Origin of the sequence: Comamonas sp. BIGb0152 (assembly GCF_024809975.1) — a bacterium.
Lineage (GTDB): Bacteria > Pseudomonadota > Gammaproteobacteria > Burkholderiales > Burkholderiaceae_C > Comamonas.
Genome location: NZ_JANUDY010000006.1, coordinates 296,652 through 321,755, shown reverse-complemented (window position 1 = coordinate 321,755; position 25,104 = coordinate 296,652). Strand labels below are relative to the sequence as shown.

The 25,104-nt window shown below is 63.9% G+C and carries 24 protein-coding genes; 19 read left to right on the top strand and 5 right to left on the bottom strand.

The features are described from left to right. Window positions 1-455 (bottom strand): DUF6531 domain-containing protein (locus tag M2375_RS14345; protein WP_259168296.1); only part of this gene is annotated, 455 nt, incomplete at its 3' end. A 283-nt stretch (window positions 456-738) separates the two neighbouring features. On the opposite strand from M2375_RS14345, the gene M2375_RS14340 reads away from it, so the two are divergent. From M2375_RS14340 to M2375_RS14280, 13 genes are all read left to right on the top strand, one after another. Then, window positions 739-1,518, top strand: coding sequence for an IclR family transcriptional regulator (locus M2375_RS14340; RefSeq protein ID WP_259168295.1), 780 nt, complete (start codon window positions 739-741; stop codon window positions 1,516-1,518). A gap of 44 nt (window positions 1,519-1,562) precedes the next feature. Further along, window positions 1,563-2,300 (top strand): transporter substrate-binding domain-containing protein, encoded by a 738-nt coding sequence (locus M2375_RS14335; protein ID WP_259168293.1) that lies wholly within the window; start codon window positions 1,563-1,565, stop codon window positions 2,298-2,300. 105 nt (window positions 2,301-2,405) lie between these two features. Beyond that, the gene (locus M2375_RS14330; protein WP_259168291.1) at window positions 2,406-3,074 is read left to right on the top strand and encodes an amino acid ABC transporter permease; all 669 of its coding nucleotides are present in this window, start codon (window positions 2,406-2,408) and stop codon (window positions 3,072-3,074) included. Then, window positions 3,071-3,847, top strand: a complete 777-nt coding sequence (locus tag M2375_RS14325) for an amino acid ABC transporter ATP-binding protein (protein WP_310473178.1) — start codon at window positions 3,071-3,073, stop codon at window positions 3,845-3,847. Before M2375_RS14330 ends, M2375_RS14325 begins: the two co-directional genes overlap by 4 nt. Before the next feature lie 16 nt (window positions 3,848-3,863). Continuing rightward, window positions 3,864-4,454 carry a HutD family protein gene (locus M2375_RS14320; protein ID WP_259168288.1) on the top strand — a complete coding sequence of 197 codons (591 nt, stop codon included), beginning with the start codon at window positions 3,864-3,866 and terminating at the stop codon, window positions 4,452-4,454. Window positions 4,455-4,458: 4 nt separating this feature from the next. Beyond that, window positions 4,459-5,856: a formimidoylglutamate deiminase gene (locus M2375_RS14315; protein WP_259168286.1), complete on the top strand. Its 1,398-nt coding sequence runs from the start codon at window positions 4,459-4,461 to the stop codon at window positions 5,854-5,856. Window positions 5,857-5,859: 3 nt separating this feature from the next. Then, the gene (hutG, locus tag M2375_RS14310; RefSeq protein ID WP_259168284.1) at window positions 5,860-6,687 is read left to right on the top strand and encodes an N-formylglutamate deformylase; all 828 of its coding nucleotides are present in this window, start codon (window positions 5,860-5,862) and stop codon (window positions 6,685-6,687) included. 132 nt (window positions 6,688-6,819) lie between these two features. Next, on the top strand, window positions 6,820-8,247 hold the full coding sequence (locus M2375_RS14305) for an FAD-binding oxidoreductase (RefSeq protein ID WP_259168281.1): 1,428 nt from the start codon (window positions 6,820-6,822) through the stop codon (window positions 8,245-8,247). A 243-nt stretch (window positions 8,248-8,490) separates the two neighbouring features. Next, window positions 8,491-9,723, top strand: a complete 1,233-nt coding sequence (locus M2375_RS14300) for an ammonium transporter (RefSeq protein WP_310473177.1) — start codon at window positions 8,491-8,493, stop codon at window positions 9,721-9,723. A gap of 98 nt (window positions 9,724-9,821) precedes the next feature. Beyond that, the gene (locus M2375_RS14295) at window positions 9,822-10,139 is read left to right on the top strand and encodes a hypothetical protein (RefSeq protein ID WP_259168280.1); all 318 of its coding nucleotides are present in this window, start codon (window positions 9,822-9,824) and stop codon (window positions 10,137-10,139) included. Between the two features lie 169 nt (window positions 10,140-10,308). Further along, entirely contained in the window at window positions 10,309-11,649 is a 1,341-nt protein-coding gene (locus tag M2375_RS14290) for an aspartate aminotransferase family protein (RefSeq protein ID WP_259168278.1), read from the top strand. A 37-nt stretch (window positions 11,650-11,686) separates the two neighbouring features. Continuing rightward, window positions 11,687-12,256 (top strand): carboxymuconolactone decarboxylase family protein, encoded by a 570-nt coding sequence (locus M2375_RS14285; protein ID WP_259168276.1) that lies wholly within the window; start codon window positions 11,687-11,689, stop codon window positions 12,254-12,256. A gap of 27 nt (window positions 12,257-12,283) precedes the next feature. Next, complete coding sequence (locus M2375_RS14280; RefSeq protein ID WP_259168274.1) at window positions 12,284-12,811, top strand: GNAT family N-acetyltransferase; 528 nt, start codon at window positions 12,284-12,286, stop codon at window positions 12,809-12,811. Between the two features lie 118 nt (window positions 12,812-12,929). On the opposite strand, the gene M2375_RS14275 is transcribed toward M2375_RS14280, so the two are convergent. Then, window positions 12,930-13,448 (bottom strand): PepSY domain-containing protein, encoded by a 519-nt coding sequence (locus M2375_RS14275; RefSeq protein ID WP_259168272.1) that lies wholly within the window; start codon window positions 13,446-13,448, stop codon window positions 12,930-12,932. Window positions 13,449-13,663: 215 nt separating this feature from the next. Here M2375_RS14275 and tkt point away from each other — a divergent pair, with 215 nt between their 5' ends. Continuing rightward, entirely contained in the window at window positions 13,664-15,703 is a 2,040-nt protein-coding gene (gene tkt, locus M2375_RS14270; RefSeq protein ID WP_259168270.1) for a transketolase, read from the top strand. Between the two features lie 426 nt (window positions 15,704-16,129). On the opposite strand, the gene M2375_RS14265 is transcribed toward tkt, so the two are convergent. Then, entirely contained in the window at window positions 16,130-17,125 is a 996-nt protein-coding gene (locus M2375_RS14265) for a glycosyltransferase family 2 protein (protein WP_259168268.1), read from the bottom strand. A 352-nt stretch (window positions 17,126-17,477) separates the two neighbouring features. Here M2375_RS14265 and gap point away from each other — a divergent pair, with 352 nt between their 5' ends. Beyond that, window positions 17,478-18,479, top strand: coding sequence for a type I glyceraldehyde-3-phosphate dehydrogenase (gap, locus tag M2375_RS14260; RefSeq protein WP_259168265.1), 1,002 nt, complete (start codon window positions 17,478-17,480; stop codon window positions 18,477-18,479). Between the two features lie 167 nt (window positions 18,480-18,646). Continuing rightward, on the top strand, window positions 18,647-19,054 hold the full coding sequence (locus M2375_RS14255) for an OsmC family protein (RefSeq protein WP_259168264.1): 408 nt from the start codon (window positions 18,647-18,649) through the stop codon (window positions 19,052-19,054). 72 nt (window positions 19,055-19,126) lie between these two features. Here M2375_RS14255 and M2375_RS14250 read toward each other — a convergent pair whose 3' ends face one another. Continuing rightward, window positions 19,127-19,369: a hypothetical protein gene (locus M2375_RS14250; RefSeq protein ID WP_259168262.1), complete on the bottom strand. Its 243-nt coding sequence runs from the start codon at window positions 19,367-19,369 to the stop codon at window positions 19,127-19,129. 414 nt (window positions 19,370-19,783) lie between these two features. Between M2375_RS14250 and M2375_RS14245 the strand changes: the two genes are divergently transcribed. Next, complete coding sequence (locus M2375_RS14245; RefSeq protein ID WP_259168260.1) at window positions 19,784-20,692, top strand: pirin family protein; 909 nt, start codon at window positions 19,784-19,786, stop codon at window positions 20,690-20,692. A 9-nt stretch (window positions 20,693-20,701) separates the two neighbouring features. On the opposite strand, the gene dinG is transcribed toward M2375_RS14245, so the two are convergent. Next, window positions 20,702-22,885 (bottom strand): ATP-dependent DNA helicase DinG, encoded by a 2,184-nt coding sequence (gene dinG, locus M2375_RS14240; RefSeq protein ID WP_259168258.1) that lies wholly within the window; start codon window positions 22,883-22,885, stop codon window positions 20,702-20,704. A 296-nt stretch (window positions 22,886-23,181) separates the two neighbouring features. Here dinG and M2375_RS14235 point away from each other — a divergent pair, with 296 nt between their 5' ends. Beyond that, window positions 23,182-23,535, top strand: coding sequence for a DUF2304 domain-containing protein (locus M2375_RS14235; protein WP_259168256.1), 354 nt, complete (start codon window positions 23,182-23,184; stop codon window positions 23,533-23,535). 35 nt (window positions 23,536-23,570) lie between these two features. Beyond that, the gene (locus tag M2375_RS14230; protein ID WP_259168254.1) at window positions 23,571-25,049 is read left to right on the top strand and encodes a mannose-1-phosphate guanylyltransferase/mannose-6-phosphate isomerase; all 1,479 of its coding nucleotides are present in this window, start codon (window positions 23,571-23,573) and stop codon (window positions 25,047-25,049) included. Window positions 25,050-25,104 lie beyond the last annotated feature (55 nt).

Genomic DNA, 25,104 nt, shown 5'->3' with positions numbered 1-25,104 from the left:
TTGCCCGGATGCCTGCCCGAGCGCAGCAGCCAGATATCCTCGCTTGGGCTGTAAATCGATTCACCCGCAGCCAGCGCGTCAAAAGTGATCGTGCGGCCTTGGCTGTCATGCAGCAAGGTGGCGCTTGCCTCCACCTTGATGCGCAGCTCCAGCGGCAAACCCCAGCCATAACCCAGCACCCCGCAATGCCCACCATGCTGCGCATTGACATAGCTGCTGTACTGGCGCTGCCAGACCAAAGGCATGGCACCGGGCAAAGCAAAGTCCAGATCAGAAGACCCGGACAAGACCTTGGCGCCTAGCTGCGGGTTGACAGGATTGCCGACTGCCTTGCCGCCGGGGCAGACGGAGCACGCCACGCCGCCCTGGGTGCCTATCAGGACTGTCCGTGAGCCAGTGACGACACGTGCGTATTTGACTTTGTCATCGATGCGCGCTGCTGGCTTTCCTGACATGCGGACTCCTATCAAAAATTGAAAAATGATAGTTCATAACTACTAATTTAACAATTTCGATAGAGTTCTGCATTGCATCCAGAGGGCACTGCATAGCTCCTCTTGAATGCAAGTCTCCAAAAGGAATTTACATATTAAATTCCCGATAAATGGGAATTGAATCCGCCATTCAATTCCGACCTAGGGTTTGCGCTAGTGAACGATCTATAGAGCAATTCGACAATTCTGGCATTGATCTTGCAAGATCAGCTTTGTCTCTAGTCCCGAGGAATGGGAATTGCGAATGGATGCTTCAGAGTTTTTGCCCAGCGAAGGTGCAGCGACCGAAACCCCGGGTTCCGAGGTATCGGCCGCCGACCGTGTGTTGCAGGTGCTGGCGGTACTGGCCTGTGCCGGGCGGCCACTGTCGGCCAGCGAGCTGATGCAGGGCACGGGTTTGCCCCGCAGCAGCCTGTACCGGCAGCTGGCGCGCCTCAAGCGCTTTGGCTTTGTGGCTGACAACGGTGCCTTGTACGCACCGGGCCCGCTGGGCCTGCAGCTGGCGCGTGGCTTTGACGATGGCTCGCATTTGGTGCATGTGGCGCGCCCCGTGCTGGTGCAGCTGTCGCAGCAGACCCAGGAGAGTGCCGGCCTGATGGTGGCGGCCAATGGCCAGGCGGTGTGCCTGGACATGGTGGAAAGCCCGCAGTCGCTGCGCTGCTCCTTTGACAAGGGCAGCAGCGTGCCTTTGAAGGTGGGGGCCTCGGCCAAGTGCGTGCTGGCCTACCTGCCTGCGGTGCAGCGCGATTCGCTCTTGAGCCAGCACTACGGCGAGGGCACCGACGCCCGCGCCGAGGCGGCTGCCGAGCTGCAAACGCTCAAGGCGCAGGGTTATATCACCTCGGTGGGCCAGGTCGATGCGGGTGTCTGGGGTTGCAGCGTGCCGGTGTTTGCCAGTGGCCGCCGCGCTGTGGCCGCGCTCAGCCTGATGGCCCCCCACCAGCGGGTGCAGCACCAGCAAGCCCAGTTGGTGCAGGCCACCTTGGCGGCAGCCGCCCGCATCTCCCGCAGTCTGGCTGGATGACATTGAAATTTTGCTTGGTACTTGAATTGAAAAAGGACTCTCCCATGAACTTCCGTCGCCTGGTCTTGAAGACCTCCTTGATCGCCCTGGCCTGTGGTGCAGGTGCAGCTTTTGCACAGAACAACGTGCTGCGCGTGGCCACCGATGCCACCTTCCCGCCGATGGAGTTTGTCGAAAACGGCAAGAAAACCGGCTTTGATGTGGAACTCGTCGAGGCCGTGGCCGCCAAGATGGGCAAGAAGGTCGAATGGGTGGATATCGACTTCAAGGGCCTGGTGCCCGGCCTGATCGCCAAGCGTTACGACATGGCGGTCTCGGCCATCTACATCACCGACGAGCGCAAGAAGGTGGTGGACTTCAGCCAGTCGTACTACGCCGGTGGCCTGGTGGCCATGGTCAAGGAAGGCAGCCCCATCACCAAGCTGAGCGATCTGGACGGCAAGAAGGTCTCGGTGCAGGTGGGCACCAAGTCGGTGGGTTACCTGACTGAGCATTTCCCCAAAGTGCAGCGCGTCGAGGTCGAAAAGAACCAGGAGATGTTCAACCTGGTTGATATCGGCCGCGCCGATGCCGCTGTGACCGGCAAGCCTGCCGCCTTCCAGTACAACCGCACCCGTGGCGGCATGAAGGTGCTGCCCGAGCAGATCACCACCGAGGAATACGGCATGGCCATCCGCAAGGACACGCCCGAGCTGACCGCTGCCGTGAACAAGGCGCTGGAGCAGCTCAAGGCCGACGGTGGTTACAAGGCCATCGTGGACAAGTGGTTCCCCAGCAAGTAAGCGATGAACGTGTTGGCGACCTCCTGGCCTGGAGGCCGCCGGCATGTTTGAAGGCAGCGCCCGGGCCTGGTGCCCGTGCGCTGATCTGAGACGACAGGACTGACTATGGATTTGGATTTTTCGCCCGTCTGGGCAGGGTGGCCCGATCTGCTGCGCGGTGCAGCGGTGACGGTGGAGATCACGGCAGCGGCCTTGGTGCTGGGCTGCGTGATGGGTTTGCTGGTCGGTATCGGCCGGCTCAACCCCAAGAACAGGCTGGTCTACGGCATTTGCACGGCCTATGTGGCCGTCATCCGGGGCACGCCGCTCTTGGTGCAGCTGTTCATTCTGTTCTTTGGCCTGCCGCAGTTCGGCATCATGCTGCCGGCCTTTGCCTGCGGCGTGCTGGGCCTGGGCATTTATTCGGGCGCCTATGTCTCGGAGGTGGTGCGCGGCGCCATCCAGTCCATCGATCGCGGCCAGATGGAGGCGGCGCGCTCCATCGGCATGTCGTCCGGCCAGGCCATGGCCTCGGTGATCCTGCCCCAGGCCGTGGTGCGCATGATTCCGCCGCTGGGCAATGAGTTCATCGCGCTGATCAAGAACTCGGCGCTGGTCTCGCTGCTCACCATCCACGATGTGATGCACCAGGGCCAGAAGATCATCAGCGTGTCCTACCGCTCGCTGGAGGTGTATTTGGCGATTGCCCTGATTTATTTTGTGTTGACCGGCGTGACCACCTTGGCGCTGCGCCATTTTGAAAAGCGCATGCGCGCTGGAGGCATGGTGCAATGACCGCAGCTCCCCTGAATTCCGAATCCATGATCCGCATCCGTGGCCTGCGCAAGGCCTATGGCGCGCATGTGGTGCTCGACGGCATTGACTTTGATGTGAAGCCCCAGCAGGTGGTGGTGGTGATTGGCCCCAGCGGCTCGGGCAAGAGCACCTTTTTGCGCTGCTGCAATGGGCTGGAAGAGCCCCAGGGCGGGCGCATCGACATCTGCGGCCGCACCCTGGTGCAAGACGGCCAGATGCTGCCCGAAAAAGCCCTCAACGCGCTGCGCGAAGAGGTGGGCATGGTGTTCCAGTCCTTCAACCTGTTCCCGCACCTGTCGGTGATCGACAACGTGACCCTGGGCCCGCGCAAGCTGCACGGCCTGGGCCGCAAGGACGCCGACGCGCTGGCCCATGACCTGCTGAAAAAAGTGGGCCTGGGCCACAAGGCCGATGCGATGCCGGGCAGCCTCTCGGGCGGGCAAAAGCAGCGCGTGGCCATTGCGCGCGCGCTGGCCATGCGGCCCAAGGTGATGCTGTTTGACGAGCCGACCTCGGCCCTGGACCCTGAGCTGGTGGGCGAGGTGCTGCAGGTGATGAAGATGCTGGCTGCCGAGGGCATGACCATGCTGGTGGTGACCCATGAAATGGGCTTTGCCAAGGAAGTGGCCGATGTGGTCGTCGTCATGGATGGCGGCGGCATCATCGAAGCCGAGGACCCCCAGACCATCTTCAGCAACCCGACCAAGGAGCGCACGCGCAGCTTTTTGCAGGCCGTGTTGACCAAGCAATAAACGGGCAGGGATGAGCATGCAATTTTTCAGCAGCAGCGCGCTGCCCGCTGCGCCATGGAAGAACGGCGGCGGCACCACTCAGGAGGTGGTCTGCTGGCCACCGGGCGCCAGTATCGACAGCTTTGCCTGGCGCATCAGCATCGCGCAGATCGCCAGCAGCGGGCCGTTCTCGGCCTTTGCCGGGGTGGACCGCGTCATCACCTTGCTGGGCGGTGACGGTGTGCATCTGCAGGCCGCCGACGCCAGCGTGGACCATTGGTTGCAGCACTGCCTGCAGCCCTTTGCGTTCTCGGGCGATGTGGCGCTGGACTGCCAGCTGCTGGGCGGCGCCTCGCAGGATCTGAATGTGATGACCCGGCGCGGCCAGGTGCAGGCGCAGGTGACCATGCACCGGGGTGGCCGAGTGCAACTGGACAGTGCCCAGGGCCTGCTGCTGGCGCGTGCTGGCAGTTGGCGCCTGCCTGCCATGTCGGCAACGCTGGCGGCCGGTGGCCAGGATGGCCTGTACTGGACGGCCGCGCCCGGCCAGCCGTTGCAGGTGGAGGCAAGCACGGATGACGATCTGTTGATTGCCGTCGCGCTGCAGGAGGTAGCACCCCGTGTCTGATGCCATGAAGACCCCCAACCAATTGTTCGCCGCCCAGGCGCTGCTGCCAGCAGGCTGGGCCCATAACGTGCTGCTGCGCTGGGATGCGCAGGGGCGCTATACGTCGATAGACGTGGGCGTGGATGCCGCAAGTTGCGCGGGTGTGGCGCAGGCCAGCGGCCCGCTGCTGCCGGGCATGCCCAATCTGCATTCGCATGCGTTCCAGCGCGGCTTTGCCGGGCTGTCGGAGTTTCGGGGCCAGGCGCAGGACAGCTTTTGGAGCTGGCGCAACCTGATGTACCGCTTTGCCGCCCGCCTGGGCCCCCAGCACCTGGAGGCGATTGCCACCTGGCTCTACATCGAGATGCTGGAAGCGGGCTACACCAGCGTGTGCGAGTTCCACTACCTGCACCACCAGCCCGATGGCCAGGCCTACGCGCCCGATGGCGAGCTGAGCCTGGCCCTGCTGCGTGCCGCGCAGACGGCGGGCATCGGCATCACCTTGCTGCCGGTGCTGTACCAAAACAGCGGCTTTGGCGGCCAGGCGCCCAATGAGGGCCAAAAGCGTTTTATCCGCAGCACCGACAACATGCTGCGCCTGCTGGAGAGCTTGGCCCCCGCCTGCGCTGCCCAGGGCGCGGCGCTGGGCCTGGCTCCGCACTCGCTGCGCGCCGTGGCGCCCCAGGCCTTGCAAGAGGCCGTGCAGGGCCTGCATGCGCTGAGCGCCCAGGCGCCAGTGCATATCCACATTGCCGAGCAGATGGCCGAGGTCAATGCCTGCGTCGCCTGGAGCGGTCAGCGCCCGGTGGCCTGGTTGCTGGACCATATGCCGGTCGATGCACGCTGGTGCCTGGTGCATGCCACGCACATGGACGCGGCCGAATACGCGGCAGCGGCCGCATCGCAGGCGGTGGCGGGGCTGTGCCCATTGACCGAAGCCAACCTGGGCGACGGCATTTTTGACCTGCCGCGCTGGCAGACCGGTGCCGGCCGCTGGGGCATTGGCTCGGACAGCCACATCGGTGTGAACGCCGCCGAAGAGCTGATGGTGCTGGAGTACAGCCAGCGCCTGCAATCGCAGCAGCGCAATGTGGCAGCCAGCGCCCAGCAGCCCCATGTGGGCAGCCATATGCTGCTGGCGGCCGTGCAGGGCGGCGCGCAGGCCAGTGGCCGTGCGGTGGCCGGCCTGGCGCTGGGGCAGCAGGCGGATTTTGTGGTGCTCGATGGCCAGCACCTGGCGCTGGCCGGGCTGCCGGCGGCCGAGCAGCTCGATGCCCATGTGTTTGCCAGCAGCCGCAGCAGTGCGGTGGCCAGTGTCTGGGTGGGCGGCCAGTGCCGCGTGGCAGACGGCCGCCACCCGCTGCACCACAGTGCGCAACGCGGCTTTGTGGCCGCGCGTACCGAACTTCTTCAGGAGACTTGATCCATGCATTTTGAAACCGACCGCGCAGCGTTTGAGTTCCGCCAAGGCACGGCGCCGCTGCTGATCTCCTTCCCCCATGTGGGCACCTATGTGCCGCCCGCGCTGGCTGAGCGCTTTACGCCCGAGGCGCGCGAGGTGCATGACACCGACTGGCATTTGCCGCTGCTGTACGCGTTTGCGCAGGAGATCGGTGCCTCGACCCTGGTGGCCACGCATTCGCGCCTGGTGGTGGACATGAACCGCTCCCCCGATGGCGCCAGCCTCTACCCCGGCCAGAGCGTCACCGGCCTGTGCCCGGTCGACACCTTTGCCGACACCCCCGTCTACCAAAGCGCCGATCTGCAGCCCGATGACGCCGAGATTGCCCAGCGCCGTGAGCAGGTCTGGCAGCCCTACCATGACCAGTTGGCCGCCGAGCTGGCCCGCATCAAGGCCGCGCATGGCGCAGCAGGCCTGTGGGATGCACATTCGATCCAGTCGGTGCTGCCGCGCTTTTTTGAGGGCAAGCTGCCCGATTTGAACCTGGGCACCAACCAGGGCGCGAGCTGCGGAGCAGGCCTGGGCGAGGCACTGCTGGACCAGGCGCGCAAGGGCGAGGCCGATGGTTTTAGCAGCGTGCTCAATGGCCGCTTTCAGGGCGGCTATATCACGCGCCACTACGGCCAGCCCGCGCAGAACGTGCATGCCATCCAGCTGGAGATGACGCAGAGCAGCTATATGCAAGAGCACATGCCCTTTGACTACCTGCCCGACGTGGCGGCCAAGGTGCAGCCCCATGTGCGCCGCATGGTGGAGCGCTTGCTGGCCTACGTGCAGCAGTCTGCGCGCTGATCTGCCCCACCAAAGAGGCAGCCAAGGCTTTCAATACAGGCCTTGGCTGCTTTGTTTTTGCTGTACCGGCATGACAGGTTTTGCCGTCCGCGGCCCGCGCCTGCACGGCAAACCGCCCGACAATAGCGGGCTATGAACACCTCTAGCACCGACAACGCGGCAGCCGCTCCTGCGGCGGCTTTCTGGACCGATCTTGAACAAGCGCTGGGCCCCCAAGGCTTTGCGCGCGGTGCGGATGCCATCCCCGCAAAGTACTGGACCGACTGGAGCGGCACGCCACCCGTGCCGCCGCTGGCGCTGCTGCGCCCGCGCAGCACCGAAGAGGTCAGCGCATTGCTGCGCATCTGCCATACCCACCGCGTGCCGGTGGTGCCCCAGGGCGGGCTGACGGGCCTGGCCGGCGCGGCGGTGCCAATCGCCCAGGGCGTGGCGGTGTCCATGGACCGCATGCACCAGATCGAGGACGTCAACGCGCGCACTGGCCTGATGACGGTGCAGGCCGGCGTCACCCTGCAAGCCGTGCAGGAAGCGGCCGTGGCGTCGGGCTGGGTGTTTGGCGTGGACCTGGGCGCACGTGGCAGCTGCCAGATTGGCGGCAATGTCTCTACCAATGCGGGCGGCAACGGTGTGCTGCAAAACGGCATGATGCGCGAGCAGGTGCTGGGGCTGGAGGTGGTGCTGGCCGATGGCACGGTGCTGCCCATGCTGCGGCCCATGCTGAAGAACAACACGGGCTACGACCTCAAGCAGTTCTTTATCGGTGCCGAGGGCACCTTGGGCATCATCACCCGCGTGCTGCTGCGCCTGCGGCCCGCGCCCCAGGCCAAGGCCACCTGCATGGTGGCGCTGCCGGGCTTTGACGAGGCGCTGGCGGTGCTGGCGCGCATGCAGGCCCGCTTTGGCAACAGCGTGGCCGCATTTGAGCTGATGTGGAGCGACTTTGTGCAGACCTCCATCCAGTGGCAAAAGCTGCAACCCGCCTTTGCGGTGCAGCACCCGCTGCAGGCGCTGATTGATGTGGATGGCAAGGACGAGGCTGCGCTGCGCGCTGCGGTGGAAGAGGCCTTGGGCGAGGCCATGGAGGCCGGCGAGGTGGTGGATGCGGTGATTGCGCAATCGAGTGAACAAGCCAAGAGCCTGTGGAAGCTGCGCGAGGCACCAGCGGAGATGACCGCCCATATGCACCCGCCGGTGAACTTTGACGTTAGCCTGCCCCAGGTGGACATTGGCCGCTTTGCCGCCGCCTGCCGCGCCGCTTTTGATGCACGCTGGCCGGGCCACCACAGCCTGTTCTTTGGCCATGTGGGCGACGGCAATCTGCATGTGACCACCGACAGCCAAACCATTAACGGCGAGGATGAGGCGCTGGAAGCCGTGCTGTATGGGTTGGTGCAGCAGTTCCAGGGCAGCGTCTCGGCCGAGCATGGCATTGGCCTGCACAAGATGCCCTACCTGGGCTTTAGCCGCACGCCCCAGGAGCTGGCCGCCATGCGGGCCATCAAGCAGGCGCTCGATCCGCTGGGGCTGATGAACCCGGGCAAGGTCTTTGCGACCGCCTGAGCCCCACGCTTTCTTTCCTGACGCCCGGCGCCTGCAGCGATGCATGCGCCGTTTTTCTTTTGTGGTGTGGGTGCGCCGGGGGGTGGGGCACCGATGTGGTGCGATGTGGCACCCAGCGACCGGCGCCGCCACCGCCCCGCATGCCTGCAGACCCCGTATGCAGGCGCTTTGCGGCCCATGGCATAGAAACTGCTACCTTTTGAAACAAACCCGCAATGGATGACAACGTACAAAGGGGATGGCATGCAAATGGTGCAGATGGCAGCGATTGACAAGGCCGACACGGCCTGGATCTTGGTCTCGACGGTGTTGGTCTTGCTGATGACCCTGCCGGGCATTGCCCTCTTTTATGCCGGCCTGGTGCGGCGCAAGAACGTGGTCAACACCTTGGTGGCGGTGTTTGCCGTGGCGGCGGTGGTGTCACTCACCTGGTTTGCGGTGGGCTATTCGCTGGCGTTCAGCAAGTCGTCGGCCTGGCTGGGCGGGCTGGACCGGGCCTGGTTCTCGGCCATGCGGCTGGATGCGGCAGCGGGCACCGTCTCGGTCAGCCACCTGGCGCCCAACATCCCCGAAGCGTTGTATGCGCTGTTCCAGATGGCCTTTGCCGTCATCACCACCACCTTGATCATTGGCGCCGTGGTCGAGCGCATGCGCTTTTCGGCGCTGCTGCTGTTCTCGGCGCTGTGGAGCGTGCTGGTCTACGCGCCCATCGCCCATTGGGTGTGGGAAAGCGAGGGCTGGCTCAACAAGCTGGGCGCGCTGGACTTTGCCGGCGGCGCGGTGGTGCACGTCAATGCCGGCGTCTCGGCCCTGGTCTGCGCGGCCATGCTGGGCCGGCGCCAGGGCTATGGCCGCCAGGCCTTTGAGCCGCACAGCCTGGGCTGGACGGCGATGGGCGCAGCCCTGCTGCTGATTGGCTGGTTTGGCTTTAACGCGGGCTCTGCCCTGTCGGCCGATGGGCGGGCTGCGCTGGCGATGCTGGTGACCATGGTGGCGGCCGCTGCTGGCGCGCTGTCCTGGATGCTGGTGGAGTGGTGGGTGCGCGGCGCCCCCACCTTGCTGGGCGTGCTCTCGGGCCTGATTGGCGGCCTGGTGGCTATCACCCCCGCAGCCGGTTTTGTGCAGGTGGGCGGCGCGGTCGCCATTGGCCTGATCGCGGGCGTGGCCTGCTTTTGGGGCGCCACCTGGCTCAAGCGCCGGCTGGGCGTGGATGATTCCCTCGATGTATTTGGTGTGCACGGCGTGGGCGGCATTGCCGGCTCGCTGCTCACCGCCTTGTTTGCCGACCGCGCTATTGCCGGCGTGGATGCCACGGTGCTCAACCAGCTGGTGGCCGTGGCGGCGGTGGCCGTCTATAGCGCAGCGGGCACCGCTATTTTGCTGACCATCATCCGCGTGCTGCTGCCTTTGCGGGTAACGGCGCAGCAGGAGCTGGATGGGCTGGATCAGAGCCTGCACCAGGAAAGCCAGCACTGAGTTGACATGCGCGGTGCCGCTCTGTGCCGCCGCGCCACCGGGCTGCGCCGCCTTGGGCGCGCGGCCTGCCCATCAGGTTCTGCCACGAAGGAGCTTGTATGAACGACAGTGAGCGCCTGGCCATCGCCGCGCATTTGCATGTGGCCCTGCGCCGCAAGACCGGCCGGGTGACCGATACCGAATGGATGGCCAGCGATACCGCCTACGGCCAGGCGATGGCCCAGTTTGCGCTGAGCCATGCCCGCAGCAAGCAGGATGAGGAACTGGAGCGGCTGGCGCAGCGTTTTGCCGCCAGCCTGCCAGGCGCTGTGGCACCGGCAGCCGCTGTGACGGCGGTGGTGGCCGCGCCTGCAGCCGATCCCGCTGCGCCGGGTCTGCTGGCCTCGGCCAAGCGCTATGTGGGCGGGCTGCGTTGAATGGATTGCAAGAGAGGGAGGGAAGGGGAAGCCTAGGAGCCGAGAATGATCAGAATGACCAAGATGGATCAAATGATCCAATAATTTATTGAAAAATTACAAATGATCCTTATACTGTGCGTATCGCTGCCGGCGCAGGGCTGGTGACGCATTGTCAAGGAGTGCTCGCATGAGCCATGTCATCCATCGTTCTCTGGCCCAGGTTCCTCTTGTCGCGGTGGGCGGCAAAGGGGTGGAGTTGTTTGACCAGGCCGGCAAGGCCTACCTCGATGCCAGCGGCGGCGCGGCGGTATCGTGCCTGGGCCATGCCCACCCGGATGTACTGGCAGCGATGCACCGCCAGCTCGACCAGCTGGCCTATGCCCACACCAGCTTTTTCACCACCGAGGTGCAAGAGGCGCTGGCCGACCACCTGGTCGCGCATGCGCCCGCGGGCATGACCGAGGTGTACTTTGTCTCTGGTGGATCGGAAGCGGTGGAAGCGGCGCTGAAAATGGCGCGCCAGTATTTTGTCGAGATCGGCCAGCCCGAGCGCACGCACTTTGTGGCGCGCCGCCAAAGCTACCACGGCAACACTCTGGGTGCCTTGGCCGTGGGCGGCAATGCATGGCGCCGCAAGCAGTTTGCGCCCATCCTGATGGACGTGGGCCGTGTGGCCCCCGCCTATGAATACCGTGACCGGCTGGACGGCGAGAGCCAGCCCGCCTATGTGGCCCGCTTGCTGGCCGAGATTGATGCCCAGTTCCAGGCCCTGGGCCCGGACAAGGTGATCGCCTTTGTCGCCGAGCCCGTGGTGGGCGCGACCCTGGGCGCGGTGGCGGCCCCTGCTGGCTACTGGCAAGGTCTGCGTGCGCTCTGTGACCGCTATGGCATCTTGCTGATTGCCGACGAGGTGATGTGCGGCATGGGCCGCACCGGCACCCTGCATGCCGTGGAGCAAGAGGGCATCAGCCCCGACATGATGACGGTTGCCAAGGGCCTGGGTGGCGGCTACCAGCCGATTGGCGCGGTGCTGGCGCAGCACAAGATCGTCGATGCCATGCGCAGCGGTAGTGGCCTGTTCCAGCATGGCCACACCTATATTGGCCATGCGATGGCAGCCGCCGCTGCGCTGGCGGTGCAGCAGGTGATACAGCGCGACCAGCTGCTGCCCCAGGTGCTGGCGCGCGGCGCCTATCTGCAAAAGCAATTGCATGCACGTTTTGACGACCACCCGCATGTGGGCGATATCCGCGGCCGTGGCCTGTTCTGGGGCGTGGAGCTGGTGCAGGACCGCAGCAGCAAGGCGACGTTCGCGCCAGCCCTCAAGCTGCACGCCAAGATCAAGGCGCAGGCCATGGCCCATGGCTTGCTGTGCTACCCCATGGGTGGCACCATTGACGGCCTGCACGGCGACCATGTGCTGCTGGCGCCGCCCTTTATCAGCAGCGAGGCCGAGCTGGACCAGGTGGTGGACCGCCTGGGCGATGCCATCGACAAGGTGCTGGCCCAGCAGGCCGTGGCTGCCTGAACCTCCGTTGATTTTCCCGATCTGAAAGAACCGCCTGATGACGCCCTCCCAGGACCGCATGCCGCCCTTGCCCCCCGAGGCTTGGAGCGAAGAACAGCGCCGCTATGCCCAGCCCATCATTGATGGCCCGCGTGGCGCGCTGATATCGCCCTTTGTGCCCTTGCTGCGCAGCCCCGAGCTGATGGACCACACCCAGCGCCTGGGCGAGTACCTGCGCTACCGCAGCGCCATCGGTGTGCGATTGACCGAGCTGGCGATTTTGGTGACCGCGCGGCAATGGACGCAGCAGGTGGAATGGGCCATCCATGTGCCGATTGCGCTGCGCGAAGGCATCAGCCAGGCGACCGTGGATGCCGTGGCCCAAGGCCGCCGCCCGGAGGCCATGCCCGAGGACGAGGCCGTTGTGCATGACTTCTGCATCGAGCTGCACCAGCAGCGCCAGGTGAGTGATGCGACCTGGGCCCGTGCCCAGCAGCGGTTTGGCGACAAGGGCGTCATGGACCTGGTCGGCATCAATGGCTACTACAGCCTGCTGTCGATGGTGATGAATGCGGCGCGCACGGCGGTGCCTGCATCGACGGCGCAGCCACTGGCGCCTTTGGGTTGATGGCCGTGCATCACCGACAATCGGGGGATGCGTTTTTCTTCTGATAACCCGCCCAGCTGGTCTCTTGAACCGCTGACCGCGCAGCACCTCGATGGCCTGATGCAGGTCCAGCTGGCCTGCTATGGCGCGGATTTTATGGAAAGTGCCGCGCTGTATGCGGCGCGGCTGGCCAGCCCCCTGCAGTGCTCCCTGGTCATCGTGCAGGGCAGTGAGGTGCTGGCCTATCTGGCCGCCTACCGCTCGGTGCTGGGCAAGGTGACGCCCCTGCATGGCGGCTTTGCCTGTGCATCGGCAGTCGATACGCTGTACCTGCATGACATGGCGGTGGCCCCCGACCGCGCCGGCGAAGGCCTGGCCTCCGCCCTGCTGCAAGCCCTGCTGCAGCAGGCGCAGGCCGATGGGCTGCGCTACTCGGCGCTGGTGTCCGTGATGGGCTCGCAGCCGTACTGGCAACGCAAGGGCTATGCGCCGCTGATGCCCTGGTCGGCACAGCACAGAGAGGCCTTGCGCAGCTACGGAGACGATGCGCAGTACATGGCGCAGACCTTGGCCTGAACGCGGTCTCGGGCGATCAGCGTCCATCCCATGGGGCGATGGTTGTGCAGAGGATCCCTCACAGGCGTAAAAAAGGCCAGCATTTGCTGGCCTGCGGATCTTGCTTTTACCCAGACGCTTACTGGTGGATGTTGCCTTCAACGGCGTTGACGCGCACTTCCACTTCGGTATTGGCGGCATTGATGATCTTGACGTCATAGGTCAGCACGCCCAGGTGGTCGTCCAGATCCACGTCGATGGCCTTGCCGGGGGTGTGCTTCAAGGCGGTGGCGATGGCGTCGTTGATGCCAATCTTGGCGGCAGCCAGGCGGTCGGTATCCTTTTTCTCGGCGGCGCCATCGTCCTTGTTTTCCATTACCTTGGCGGCGTCCAGCGCGCTGAACTTGAGCTTGATCTCACGGCCCTGGGCGTTCACGCCGCTGACTTCGTAGATGGGCTGCTTTTTCTTGGTATCGATCTCGGCCTTGAGTACCTTGAGGCCATGCTGGCTTTGCGCGCTCTGGATGGCCTGGGTCAGGTCAAAGCGGGCGGCTTGTACGGCAGCCAGCTTTTCTGCGGTGCTGGCAAAGGCGCTGCCGCTCAGCGATGCCAGAGCGAGCGTCAAAGCCAAGGCGGTGTTGGAGAGGGTGCGTTGCATGGTGAATCCTTTCAAGCTTTTTAGAAAAATCGATAGCTATTATGAATAATTTAAATAGGCTTGCATTTCCAATAGCAGAGGCATTGTCTGGCTTCAGCAAAGGCCGTTGGGTCGGCGGTGGCCCTGCACGGACGTAGGCCAAGACTGGCATACCGGACGCATGCAACGGCAGGCCGCTAAAATGCGGCCTTTGTCGCTTTTCCTCTTCCACTCCCATGGTCAACAATCAGAATATGGCGAATGCGATCCGCGCACTCGCAATGGATGCCGTTCAACAAGCCAATTCGGGCCACCCCGGTGCACCGATGGGCATGGCCGATATGGCAGTGGCCTTGTGGAGCAAGCACCTCAAGCACAACCCCCTCAATCCCCAGTGGATCAACCGCGACCGCTTCATCCTGTCGAACGGCCACGGCTCCATGCTGATCTATGCACTGCTGCACCTGACCGGCTACGACCTGCCGATCAGCGAACTGAAGAACTTCCGCCAGCTGCACAGCAAGACCCCCGGCCACCCCGAAGTGGACATCACCCCCGGCGTAGAGACGACCACCGGCCCGCTGGGCCAGGGCGTGACCAACGCGGTGGGCTTTGCGCTGGCAGAAAAGCTGCTGGCCGCTGAATTCAACCGCCCCGGCCACGATGTGGTGGACCACCACACCTATGTGTTCCTGGGCGATGGCTGCCTGATGGAAGGCATCAGCCATGAAGCCTGCGCACTGGCTGGCGCCTGGAAGCTGAACAAGCTGATCGCGCTGTATGACGACAACGGCATCTCCATCGACGGCAAGGTGCAGCCTTGGTTTGTGGACAACAGCGCCCAGCGTTTTGAAGCCTACGGCTGGAACGTGATCGGCCCGATCGACGGCCACGACCCCAAGGCCGTGAGCGATGCGATCGCCAAGGCCAAGAAGGTCGCAGACAAGCCCACGTTCATCATCTGCAAGACGTCCATCGGCAAGGGCAGCCCCAACCGCCAAGACACCAGCAAGGCCCACGGCGAGCCCCTGGGTGCCGAAGAAATCGGCCTGACCCGCGCTGCACTGGGCTGGAGCTCGGCACCGTTCGAGATCCCTGCCGATGTCTACGAAGCCTGGGACCACAAGACCTTTGGCGCCAAGGCCGAATCCACCTGGGATGCGCAGTTTGCCGAATACGCCAAGGCCTTCCCCGAGCTGGCTGCTGAACTGAAGCGCCGCATGGCCGGTGACTTGCCCAAGCAGTTTGCCCAAGTGGCCGTGGAAGCCGTGGCCCAAGCCCACACCCAGGGCGAGACCGTGGCCAGCCGCAAGGCCAGCCAGCTGGCACTGGAAGCCTTTACCGCTGCCATGCCTGAGCTGCTGGGCGGCTCGGCCGACCTGACCGGCTCCAACCTGACCAACACCAAGTCGACCCCCGCTTTCCGCGTGGATGACAGCGGCGCCGTGGTCAAGACCGAAGACGGCAAGATTGGCCGCCACATCAACTACGGTGTGCGCGAGTTCGGCATGGCCGCCATCATGAACGGCGTGGCGCTGCATGGCGGCTTCATCCCCTACGGTGGCACCTTCCTGACCTTCAGCGACTACAGCCGCAATGCCATCCGCATGGCTGCGCTGATGAAGCGCCGCGTGATCCATGTCTTCACCCACGACTCCATCGGTCTGGGCGAAGATGGCCCCACCCACCAGTCGATCGAGCACGCCGCCAGCCTGCGCCTGATCCCGAACCTGGATGTGTGGCGCCCGGCCGATACGGCCGAGACCACCGTGGCCTGGAGCGTGGCACTGACCAACCGCAACAAGCCCACGGCCCTGCTGCTGTCGCGCCAGAACCTGCCTTATGCGCCCAAGAATGGCGACGCCATCGGCAACATCAGCCGCGGTGCCTATGTGCTGTCCGAGCCTGCGGATATCGGCATGAACAAGAAGGCGCAAGCCGTCATCATCGCCACCGGCTCCGAAGTGCAGCTGGCCCTGAAGGCCCAGCGCCTGCTGGCCGAGCGCAAGATTGCCGCGCGCGTGGTCTCCATGCCCAGCACGACGACCTTTGACCGCGAAGACGTGGCCTACAAGAGCAGCGTGCTGCCCGCCGGCCTGCCGCGCGTGGCGGTGGAGATGGGTGTGACCGACTCCTGGTGGAAGTACGGCTGCGCTGCGGTGGTGGGCATTGATTCCTACGGCGAATCGGCCCCCGCTGGCGTGCTGTTCGAACACTTTGGCTTTACGCCGGAGAACGTGGCCAACACCGTGCAAGTGGCGCTGCAAAAGCGTTAATCGCTGATCGCCACAGAAACGCAAGACGCAAATCGCAAGACGCAGGGATGCGGGCCGCAGGGCCTGTACCCTGCGTTTTTTTGTGTCTCGGTGGAAGGGGCTGCTTGAGGTAGGCCTAAGAACCTGTTCAAAGTCTCCTCGCGCCGCGACAGTGTCTTTGCGAGATGGGATGCGAGGGGGGCGCCTAGCCGCGCAGCGCGCAGCCAATAGCCAGCTATTGGCAAGCGTTGTAACGAAGCAGACCGCTCCCTTCCCGGGCAGCGCAAAGCCACTGTCCCTACGGGTTGGAGTGAAATCGGGCGATTTCTTCGCGCTGGCCCTTGCTTGCACCCCGGTGCAAGCTGCGTTCCATCGCTTCGAACTCATCCCGATTGCACTCCAACGCGGCTGCGTAGAGACTTTGAACAGGTTCTAAGGCCCCCGCGCTTATCTGCGCAGGTTTTCGCCGCCGTGGCGGTGCGATTGGCTGGGCTCGGCGGCCACATCGAAGGCGATAAAGGCCAGCACCAACTGCACGCCCAAAATGATGGGCAGGGCGCTGACCATGACGGTGCCCGCTGTGGTGGCCACATTGGAGACGATGGACTGCGTCCAGTGGAACAGGCCAAACACGGTGCCCCAGGTGATCAGCAGCAGGCCCAGGGGCAGCTCCAGCGAGGCCACGGACATGCCGCGCAAATAGTAGTTGTAGAAAATACGCTTGCAGAAATTGCGCAGGTGGCCGGCCATGAACTCGGTCAGCACCTTGTGGATCTTGAGGTTGCTGACCTCGTCCTCGTAGCGGGAATCGATGGGGATGTCCAGCACCACCGCGCGCACCGTGTTCAGGCGGAACAGCATGTCGGTTTCGAAAAAATAGCGCTGGCTGATCTTGTGCAGCGGCAGCTGCGCGGCCGTGCTGGCGGCAATGGCGGTAAAGCCATTCGTCGGGTCAAAACTGCTCCAGTAGCCCGACGAGAACTTGGTCATGAACGACAGCACCGCATTGCCAAAGATGCGAATGCGCGGCATGCGGGTGATCTTCTCCAGGTCAAAAAACCGGTTGCCCTTGGTGTAATCGGCCCGGCCGCTGGCAATGGGTGCCACAAAGCGCGGCACCAGGGTCGGGTCCATCTGCCCGTCGCCATCGATCTTGACGAGGATGTCAAAGCCATCGGCAATGGCTGCGCGGTAGCCCGCCATGACGGCGCCGCCCACGCCCAGGTTGGTCTCGTTGAACAGCACACGCACGCGCGGGTCTTGGCCGTGGTCCTGCACAAAGCGGCCGCTGCCGTCGGGGCAGCGGTCATCCACGATATAGATGCCGTCCACCTCCGGGCCGATCTCCGCAATCACCGCCAGGATATGGCGCGTCACCTTGTAGCAAGGGATGACGACCGCGACGCGCGGGCGGGGGGGTGAGGAGGGAGTCGACAGGCTCATGGCTTTGGAGGGGGTAGCCCAGTGTCTGGGGCCGTGTTGCTGCAGGCTGCTGAAAATGGCTGGAAAGCTTCCCAGGCTGCCAGCGATTGTTGCACAGCCTGGCAGGCTGGCGACAATCGCTGCGCCAGCCTGCCTGCGCGGGTCAGGGCGCTGTCGCCTGTGCAATGGCCCACTATTCCAGGGCACAGCCAGTGTTCTCTACAATACGCGGCAAAATCAGACCGACCCGCCCCTGCACCGTGCTGGGTTGCAGAGGGTTGGCGTGTTTGGCCAGTTCGGCGGGCGGCGTTGGCAGCAGCGAGCGCAAGCCCCGACCGGCGGGCATGCGGCATTTCATTACTTGGAGATCACTATGGCAATCAAGGTAGGCATCAACGGCTTTGGCCGTATCGGCCGCAATGTGCTGCGCTCTGCAGTGCAGAATTTTTCCGATATCGAAATCGTTGGCATCAACGACTTGCTGGAGCCCGACTACCTGGCCTACATGCTGCAGTACGACAGCGTGCACGGCCGCTTCCAGGGCACGGTTGCCGTCGAGGGCAACACCTTGATCGTCAACGGCAAGAAGATTCGCCTGACGCAAGAGCGCGACCCTGCGAACCTGAAGTGGGACGAAGTCGGCGCCGATGTGGTGATCGAGTCCACCGGCTTGTTCCTGACCAAGGAAACGGCGCAAAAGCACATCGATGCGGGCGCCAAGAAGGTGATTCTGTCGGCCCCATCGAAGGACGACACCCCCATGTTCGTGTTTGGCGTGAACTGCAAGACCTATGCCGGTCAGGCCATCATCTCCAACGCATCCTGCACCACCAACTGCCTGGCGCCCGTGGCCAAGGTGCTGAATGACAAATGGGGCATCAAGCGCGGCCTGATGACCACGGTGCACGCAGCGACTGCCACGCAAAAGACCGTGGACGGCCCGTCGAACAAAGACTGGCGCGGCGGCCGTGGCATTCTGGAAAACATCATCCCATCGAGCACGGGCGCTGCCAAGGCCGTGGGCGTGGTGATTCCTGAGCTGAACAAGAAGCTGACCGGCATGTCCTTCCGCGTGCCGACCTCGGACGTATCCGTGGTCGACCTGACCGTGGAGCTGAACAGCGAAGCGACCTACGAAGAGATCTGCGCCGAGATGAAGGCCCAGTCGCAAGGCGCTCTGAAGGGCGTGCTGGGCTACACCGAAGACAAAGTAGTGGCCACCGACTTCCGTGGCGAGACCTGCACCTCGGTGTTCGACGCCGAAGCCGGCATTGCCCTGGACAAGACCTTTGTGAAGGTCGTCTCCTGGTACGACAACGAGTGGGGCTACTCGAACAAGTGCCTGGAGATGGTGCGCGTTATCGCTGCCAAGTAAGCACGGTTGGCGCCCCGGGCGCAGGCCTCGGGCACTACACACAACACCCAGACAACCAGCACCGACCCCGGTGCTGGTTTTTTTGTGCCCGTTGGCAACTGCCGCGCTGTGCATGGCGCGACCCCTGGGTATATATTTCCCCATCTATCGACAGGAGACCATTGACTATGGCGCAGCAGGCACAAGCACAGGCACAAAGTACCCCTAACGCGTACCGCGTGGATCTGCACAATCCGCAGGGCCATGTATGGCATGGCGATGAGCCGCAGGCCGTCGGCGGTGGCGATAGCGCCCCCAGCCCCATGCAGCTGCTGCTGTCGGCCTTGGGTGCCTGCACAACGATTACGGTGCAGATGTATGCACAGCGCAAGCAGTGGCCGTTGACGGCGGTGAAAGTGGATTTGGCACTGAACCCGGATGGTGGGGCTGCATCGGGCAACGAGATTGTGCGCAGCATTCACCTGGAAGGTGATCTGAGCGAAGAGCAGCGCAGCCGGCTCCAACAAATAGCCGAGGCCTGCCCGGTGCACAAGTTGCTGGTGGGAGAGGTGGGGGTGGTCACGGCGCTGACTTGAGGCTGGCCGGACACCCGGGGAGTCAAAGCAGGCCGTGTGGCGGCGTGCTTCTAAAGAGCAGCGTGCGCTGCCTTATTGCACAACGATGTTTTGGTGGTCGATGTGGTAGTCAAAGTCGGGCTTGGCCAGCGATACGGTGACCGGTTGGCCTTCGATGGTCCAGGACAGCACAAAACTGGCGATGGCCGTCGAGACATCGACTTCCATGGGGCTGGGAATGGTCTCGAGCTGGCCGTCTCCGATACGGTGCTGAACAATACCTACCACGCGAGCCTTGAAGTTCTCGGGGTAGTTATGGGAGTGTTGAGTCGTCATTGCTTGTCTCCTGTCAATGAGGGGGCACCGAATTCCAGCTTGGCAGCAGCTGCTGCCAAGCCGGGGTGAGGAAAGCTGCCAGCACGACCTGGCAAATCTGAGAGTTGCACCGGCTGCAAGGGCGAACCCCTGTGCGCCTGAAGTCGCGCCTGCAGCTTGCGGGCGCTAACACGTTGGGATATGTGGCAGCCATGCCCTCTCTGGTCACAACTGCCGCACCACTTGTTTGTACCATACTGCCAAGGCAGTCCTGTGTAGGCCTGTTTCGGCGGACTTTGCGCGTGCTTGGCACAAGGGGGCCCTGCTGCAAAACTCCCGGCGGTGTTTTGAACGCGGTCTCGCGTCCATCCCGGTGGCGAGGGGTGGTGCAGAGGATGCCCACTCCCGCCGTTCCCCCCATGAAGGAGATTGACTATGGATAGCAAGGCATTGAGGCATTACCCCGGTCGCGTCGCGGATGTGGGGGGCGTGCCGGTGTTGCGCGCACTGCCCCAGCGCGGCCGGCGCATGGTGGGCGCCTGGTGTTTTCTGGACCATGCGGGCCCCTCGCATTTTGAGAACGGGCCCGGCATGCAAGTGGGCCCGCATCCGCACACCTGCTTGCAGACTTTTACCTGGATGATCGAAGGGGAAATCCTGCACCGCGACAGCCTGGGCAGCGAGCAGCCGATTCGCCCCGGTCAGGTCAACCTGATGACGGCCGGCAAGGGCATTGCGCACTCGGAAGAGAGCCTGGGCAAGCCCGATTTCCATGCCGTGCAGCTGTGGATTGCGCTGCCCAAGGAGCAGCGCTTGATGCCGCCGCGTTTTCAGCACTACCCGCAGCTGCCCCGGCTGCACGAGCAGGGCCTGCAGATGACGGTGCTGGCGGGTGACTGGCTGGGCCAGCAGGCGCCTACCGAGGTGCACAGCCCCTTGGTAGCGGTGGATATGGAGGCCGAGCAGGCCAGCCACGCTACGTTGGAACTACGGCCTGATTTTGAATATGCGCTGCTGTGCCTTTACGGCGATCTGCAGGTCAACGGCGAGCCGGCCCCCAGCAATGAACTGGTCTTCCTGCCCGATGGGCAGCGCAGCGTGGATCTGCAGTGCGGCGCCGGCAGCCGCTGCATCTTGCTGGGTGGTACGCCCTATGAAGGCGGCGTGATGATCTGGTGGAATTTTGTCGGCCAGAGCCAGCAAGAGATCGAAGGCTTTTTGCACGACTGGCAGCGCGGCGAGGGCTTTGGCGCGCCGGTGGCATCGCCGCTGCCGGCGCTGGTGGCGCCGTCGCTCGATGGGGTGCATTTGCGCAGCCCGGGCGAGGCAGCTGCTGCGGACTGAGCGGCGCGGCTAGGAAGGCTGCGCAGTGCGGCGGTGCAAGGTAAACGGCGGGAGGCTGGCCAGCAGCCGCTGGCCATAGCCGGTGCGCACCAGGCGCTTGTCGTAGCAGTAGACATGGGCCTGGTCCACCTCGGTGCGTATCGCACGGCCCACCCATTGGGCCAGGCGAATGGCGGTGGCGGGCACCACGATCTCGCTGAAAGGGTCGCGGCCCGAGTTTCTCAGCCATTCGGCTCGGGCCTCGTCGACCGGGTCATCGGGTGGGGCAAAAGGCAGCTTGGTGATAAACAGCGATTCGCACAGCGCGCCGGGCAGGTCCAGCCCTTCGCCAAAGCTTTGCATGCCAAAGATGATGGAGGGCAGGCCGGCAGCTACGCGCTCGCGGTGCTGGTGCAGCAGCTGGCTGCGGGGCAAGGTGTTTTGCACCAGCACATGCTGGCGCATGGCGGTGGGCAGCGCGTCAACGGCCAGGCGCATCTGCTCGCGCGAGGTGAACAGCACCAGGCCGCCCGATTGCACCTGGGCCAGGTCTTCGAGCAGCGCATCCACCATCTCGCTGGCAAACTGCTGGGGCGTGCGTGGGTCGGCCTGGGTCTCGGTCACCACCAGCGTGCCTTGCTCGGCGTAGTTGAAGGGGCTGGCGACTTCCAAGGTGGAGACGGACGGGTCGTTGTACAGGCCCGATTCGCGCAGAAAGAAATCGAACTGGCCGCCGCTGGTGAGCGTGGCCGAGGTGAGCACCGCGCCGCGCACCTGGTTCCACAGATGGTGGCGCAAGGTGGAGCCGGGGATTACCGGGCTGGCATAGGCCTTGATGGCGACAAAATCGCCCACGACATCCAGGGTGAACCACTTGGCAGCCGGCACGCTGCCCTGGGGGGCATCCTGCAGCAGCAGCTGGGTGGTGTCGTGCACGGCCTCCAGGCGCGGGGCCAGGCTGCCGACCTGGGCATACAGGGTGGACAGGCGCTTGGCCTCATCGGGTCGGTCACGCATCTGCGCGCGCAAGGCCTTGGAGATGGCCTGCAGCACATCCAAAAAGGCGCTGGCATGGTGGGCGGCCTGGGCCAGCGGCTCGACCAGCCCAGGCGGTAGCTCGCCCCGGGGCAGGCGCACACGCGCAGGGCCACGGCCGCCCGATTGCAGCTGCTGGCGCATGCCCTCGCCGTACTCGTCCATCACCAGCCGGGCGCAATCCTGCAAATGCTGGTGCAGTTGGCCCGAGTGGCGCGGGATGTCGGCAATCTCGCTGACTTCAACCAGCGCCCCCACGCGCTGCGCGCGGCTGGCGAGCTTGTCGATCCAGGTGAGCTGGCTGAGGTTCATCTCGCAGGCAAACTGGGACAGCGCGGTGGCGGGCAGGTGGTGGGCCTCGTCCAGGATCAGCAGGCAGTTGTCCAGCTCGGGCAGCAGGCGCGCGCCCAAAGTCGACAGCAGCAGATCATGGTTGGCCACCAGCACCTGGGCCTGCACCAGGTCCTTGCGCTTTTCGTAGTAGCTGCAGCTGCCAAACACCGGGCAGTGCTTGCCGGTGCAGGAGCTGCCTTCGGCCGCCACGGGGCTCCAGACCTCGGGCTCGGGTGGTGTGTCCAGGCTGTCGCGGTCGCCATCCCAGCCCCGGGTGGCCAGTGCATCGGCCATGCTGGTGTAGAACTGCAGCCGCGCGGCGTTTTCCTGCGGACTGCGCTGCGCCTGGCGTGCTTGCGCGGCTTCTTCGGGGAAGAAGTCATCGTCGATGGGCTCAGCGCCATCGGCGCCATCGCCCTGGGCCACGCTGGCCAGGCGCTCCAGCTTGAGCTTGCAGACATAGCGGCCCCGGCCCTTTGCCAGTGCATATTTGAATGGCTGGTCCATCTGCTGGGCGAGCGCCGGCAAATCCTTGCTGACCAACTGCTCTTGCAGCGCAACCGTGGCCGTCGAGATGAGCACGCGCGTGCCCCGCTCCAGCGCCATCGCGATCGCAGGCAGCGCATAAGCCAGCGACTTGCCGACGCCGGTCCCCGCCTGGATCACCGCAATCGACCGCTGCGGCTCTTCGTCCTCTTCAAGCTTGCCCAGCTGGGCAGCGGCAAAGGTCTCGGCCACTTTCTCCGCCATCAGCCGCTGACCGGGGCGCGAGCGAAAACCACCCTCCACATTCACCATGCGATCGAAGGCGGAAACAGCGTTGCGGGCCCATTCAGAACTAGACATAGGCGGGGAGTGTGGCATGGATTGGCCCTTGGGGCGGGTACTGGGGTTTTATGCGGTAGTTGGCAGTTACCGGCAGCCCAGGAGGACCGTAACCGAGGATTTCAGAGGTGGATCCCATTGCCAAGCAGTGACATTTGGCTGCATTCCCAGGCGTGCCTGCACAGTAGAATCATGCGGCTGTTCAAATAAGCTATTTGAGCGGGGTAAAAGAATTTTCTGTTTCAGGCAGTAAAGACTGCTCCAGTGGGGACATCAGCCCTGGGCGGCGCGGTATGTCCATGTGAATCAAGGTTGGAATGGCCAATTATCAAATAACGACCACAGTCCTTGGCGTGCTTTTTGCCGCTGTCATTCTGTTTCTGATCCGTGGCGACAGGCTGTATTTGCGCCTGGGCTTGTTCTGGATGGCGGTGGCCTTGCTAGCAGTGCTGCTGGGGGTATGGCCGCGCCTGCTGGACAACTTTGCCGACGGCCTGGGCATCCGCTACTCGCCCACCTTGTTGCTGGTGTGTGCCGTTGGCGCTTTGTTTATCAAGGCCCTGCATGCGGACATGGTCAACACCCGCATCGAGCGCCAGGTACGCCGCCTCAACCAGAGCCTGGCGCTGCTGCAAATCAAAAACCAGCACGCCGCCAACGACAAGCGCTGAGGCGCTGCCGTAAGCTTATTCGCTGAGATTTCCGAATGCCAAAACTAACGCCCGTCATCCTCTGTGGTGGCAGTGGAACCCGCCTGTGGCCTTTGTCGCGTGAGCACTATCCCAAGCAGTTTCTGAGCTTGGCTGGCGATGGCCAATCCATGCTGCAGAACACGGCGCTGCGCTTGCAAGGCGTCCACCCCAGCATTGTGCAAACCGCACCGGTGCTGGTCTGCAATGCCGACCACCGCTTTTTGGCCGCCCAGCAACTGCAAGAGCAGGGCATTGCAAACGCCAAGCTGGTGCTGGAGCCTGCCGGCAGAAATACCGCCCCCGCATTGACCTTGGCCGCCTTGGCGGCAGACCCGGATGCCGTTTTGCTGGCCATGCCCGCCGACCATGTCATGACGCGGCCCGAGCAACTGCACCGCGCGGTAGAAGCAGCTTGGCCGCTGGCCAGCGAAGGTGCGATGGTGACCTTTGGCATTGTGGCCAACCGCCCAGAGACCGGTTACGGCTATATCCAAAAAGGCGCTGCAGACAGCAAGGGTGCGTTTGGCATCGAAAGCTTTGCCGAGAAGCCAACCTTGGAGCTGGCCGAGCAGTACCTGCGCAGCGGCCAGTACCTGTGGAACAGCGGTTTGTTCATGGTGCGCGCCGACCAGTGGCTCAAGGCCATGGCCGCCCTGCAGCCCAGCATGCTGCAGGCCTGCGAGCATGCCATGGCGCAGAGCAGCCGGGATATGGATTTTATCCGCCCCCACAGCGAGCTGTTTGCCGCCTGCCCCTCCGACTCCATCGATTACGCCGTGATGGAAAAGCTGCCGGTGTGCCCTGAGCTGGGTGTGCCCGCGCGCGTGGTGCCGTTGGATGCGGGTTGGTCCGACCTGGGAGCCTGGGATGCCCTGTGGGATGTGCTGCCCCGCGATGCGCAAGGCAATGCCGGCAGCGGCGAGACCCTGGCCATCGATACCAGCAACAGCTTGCTGTTCTCCGAGAGCCGTTTGATTGCTGCCGTGGGCCTGAACAATGTCGTGGTGGTTGAAACGCCGGACGCAGTACTGGTGGCGGACAAATCCCGCACCCAGGATGTCAAGAAAGTGGTGGCCGAGCTAAAAGCCCAAAACCGCAGCATTGCATCGGCTCACCGCAAGGTGCACCGCCCCTGGGGCTGGTATGACAGCATTGACAGTGGTAGCCGCTTCCAGGTCAAGCGGATTGTGGTCAACCCTGGCGCGCAGCTGAGCCTGCAGATGCACCACCACCGCGCTGAACACTGGATTGTGGTCAAGGGTACGGCCCAGGTGACCAATGGTGACCAGACCTTCCTGCTTGGCGAGAACGAATCCACCTTCATTCCTCTGGGCCACGTCCACCGTCTGGCCAACCCGGGCATGGTGCCGTTGGAGATCATTGAAGTGCAATCGGGAAGTTACCTGGGCGAGGACGATATTGTTCGGTTTGAGGATCCATATGGACGGGCTTCCCTGATCCCTGCCACAGAGCTTGAGAAAAAACGCCCCTGAAACTTGGCATCACAACACCTGTGAGGTCTTTGTCTATTTTCACTGCATCGTGCAA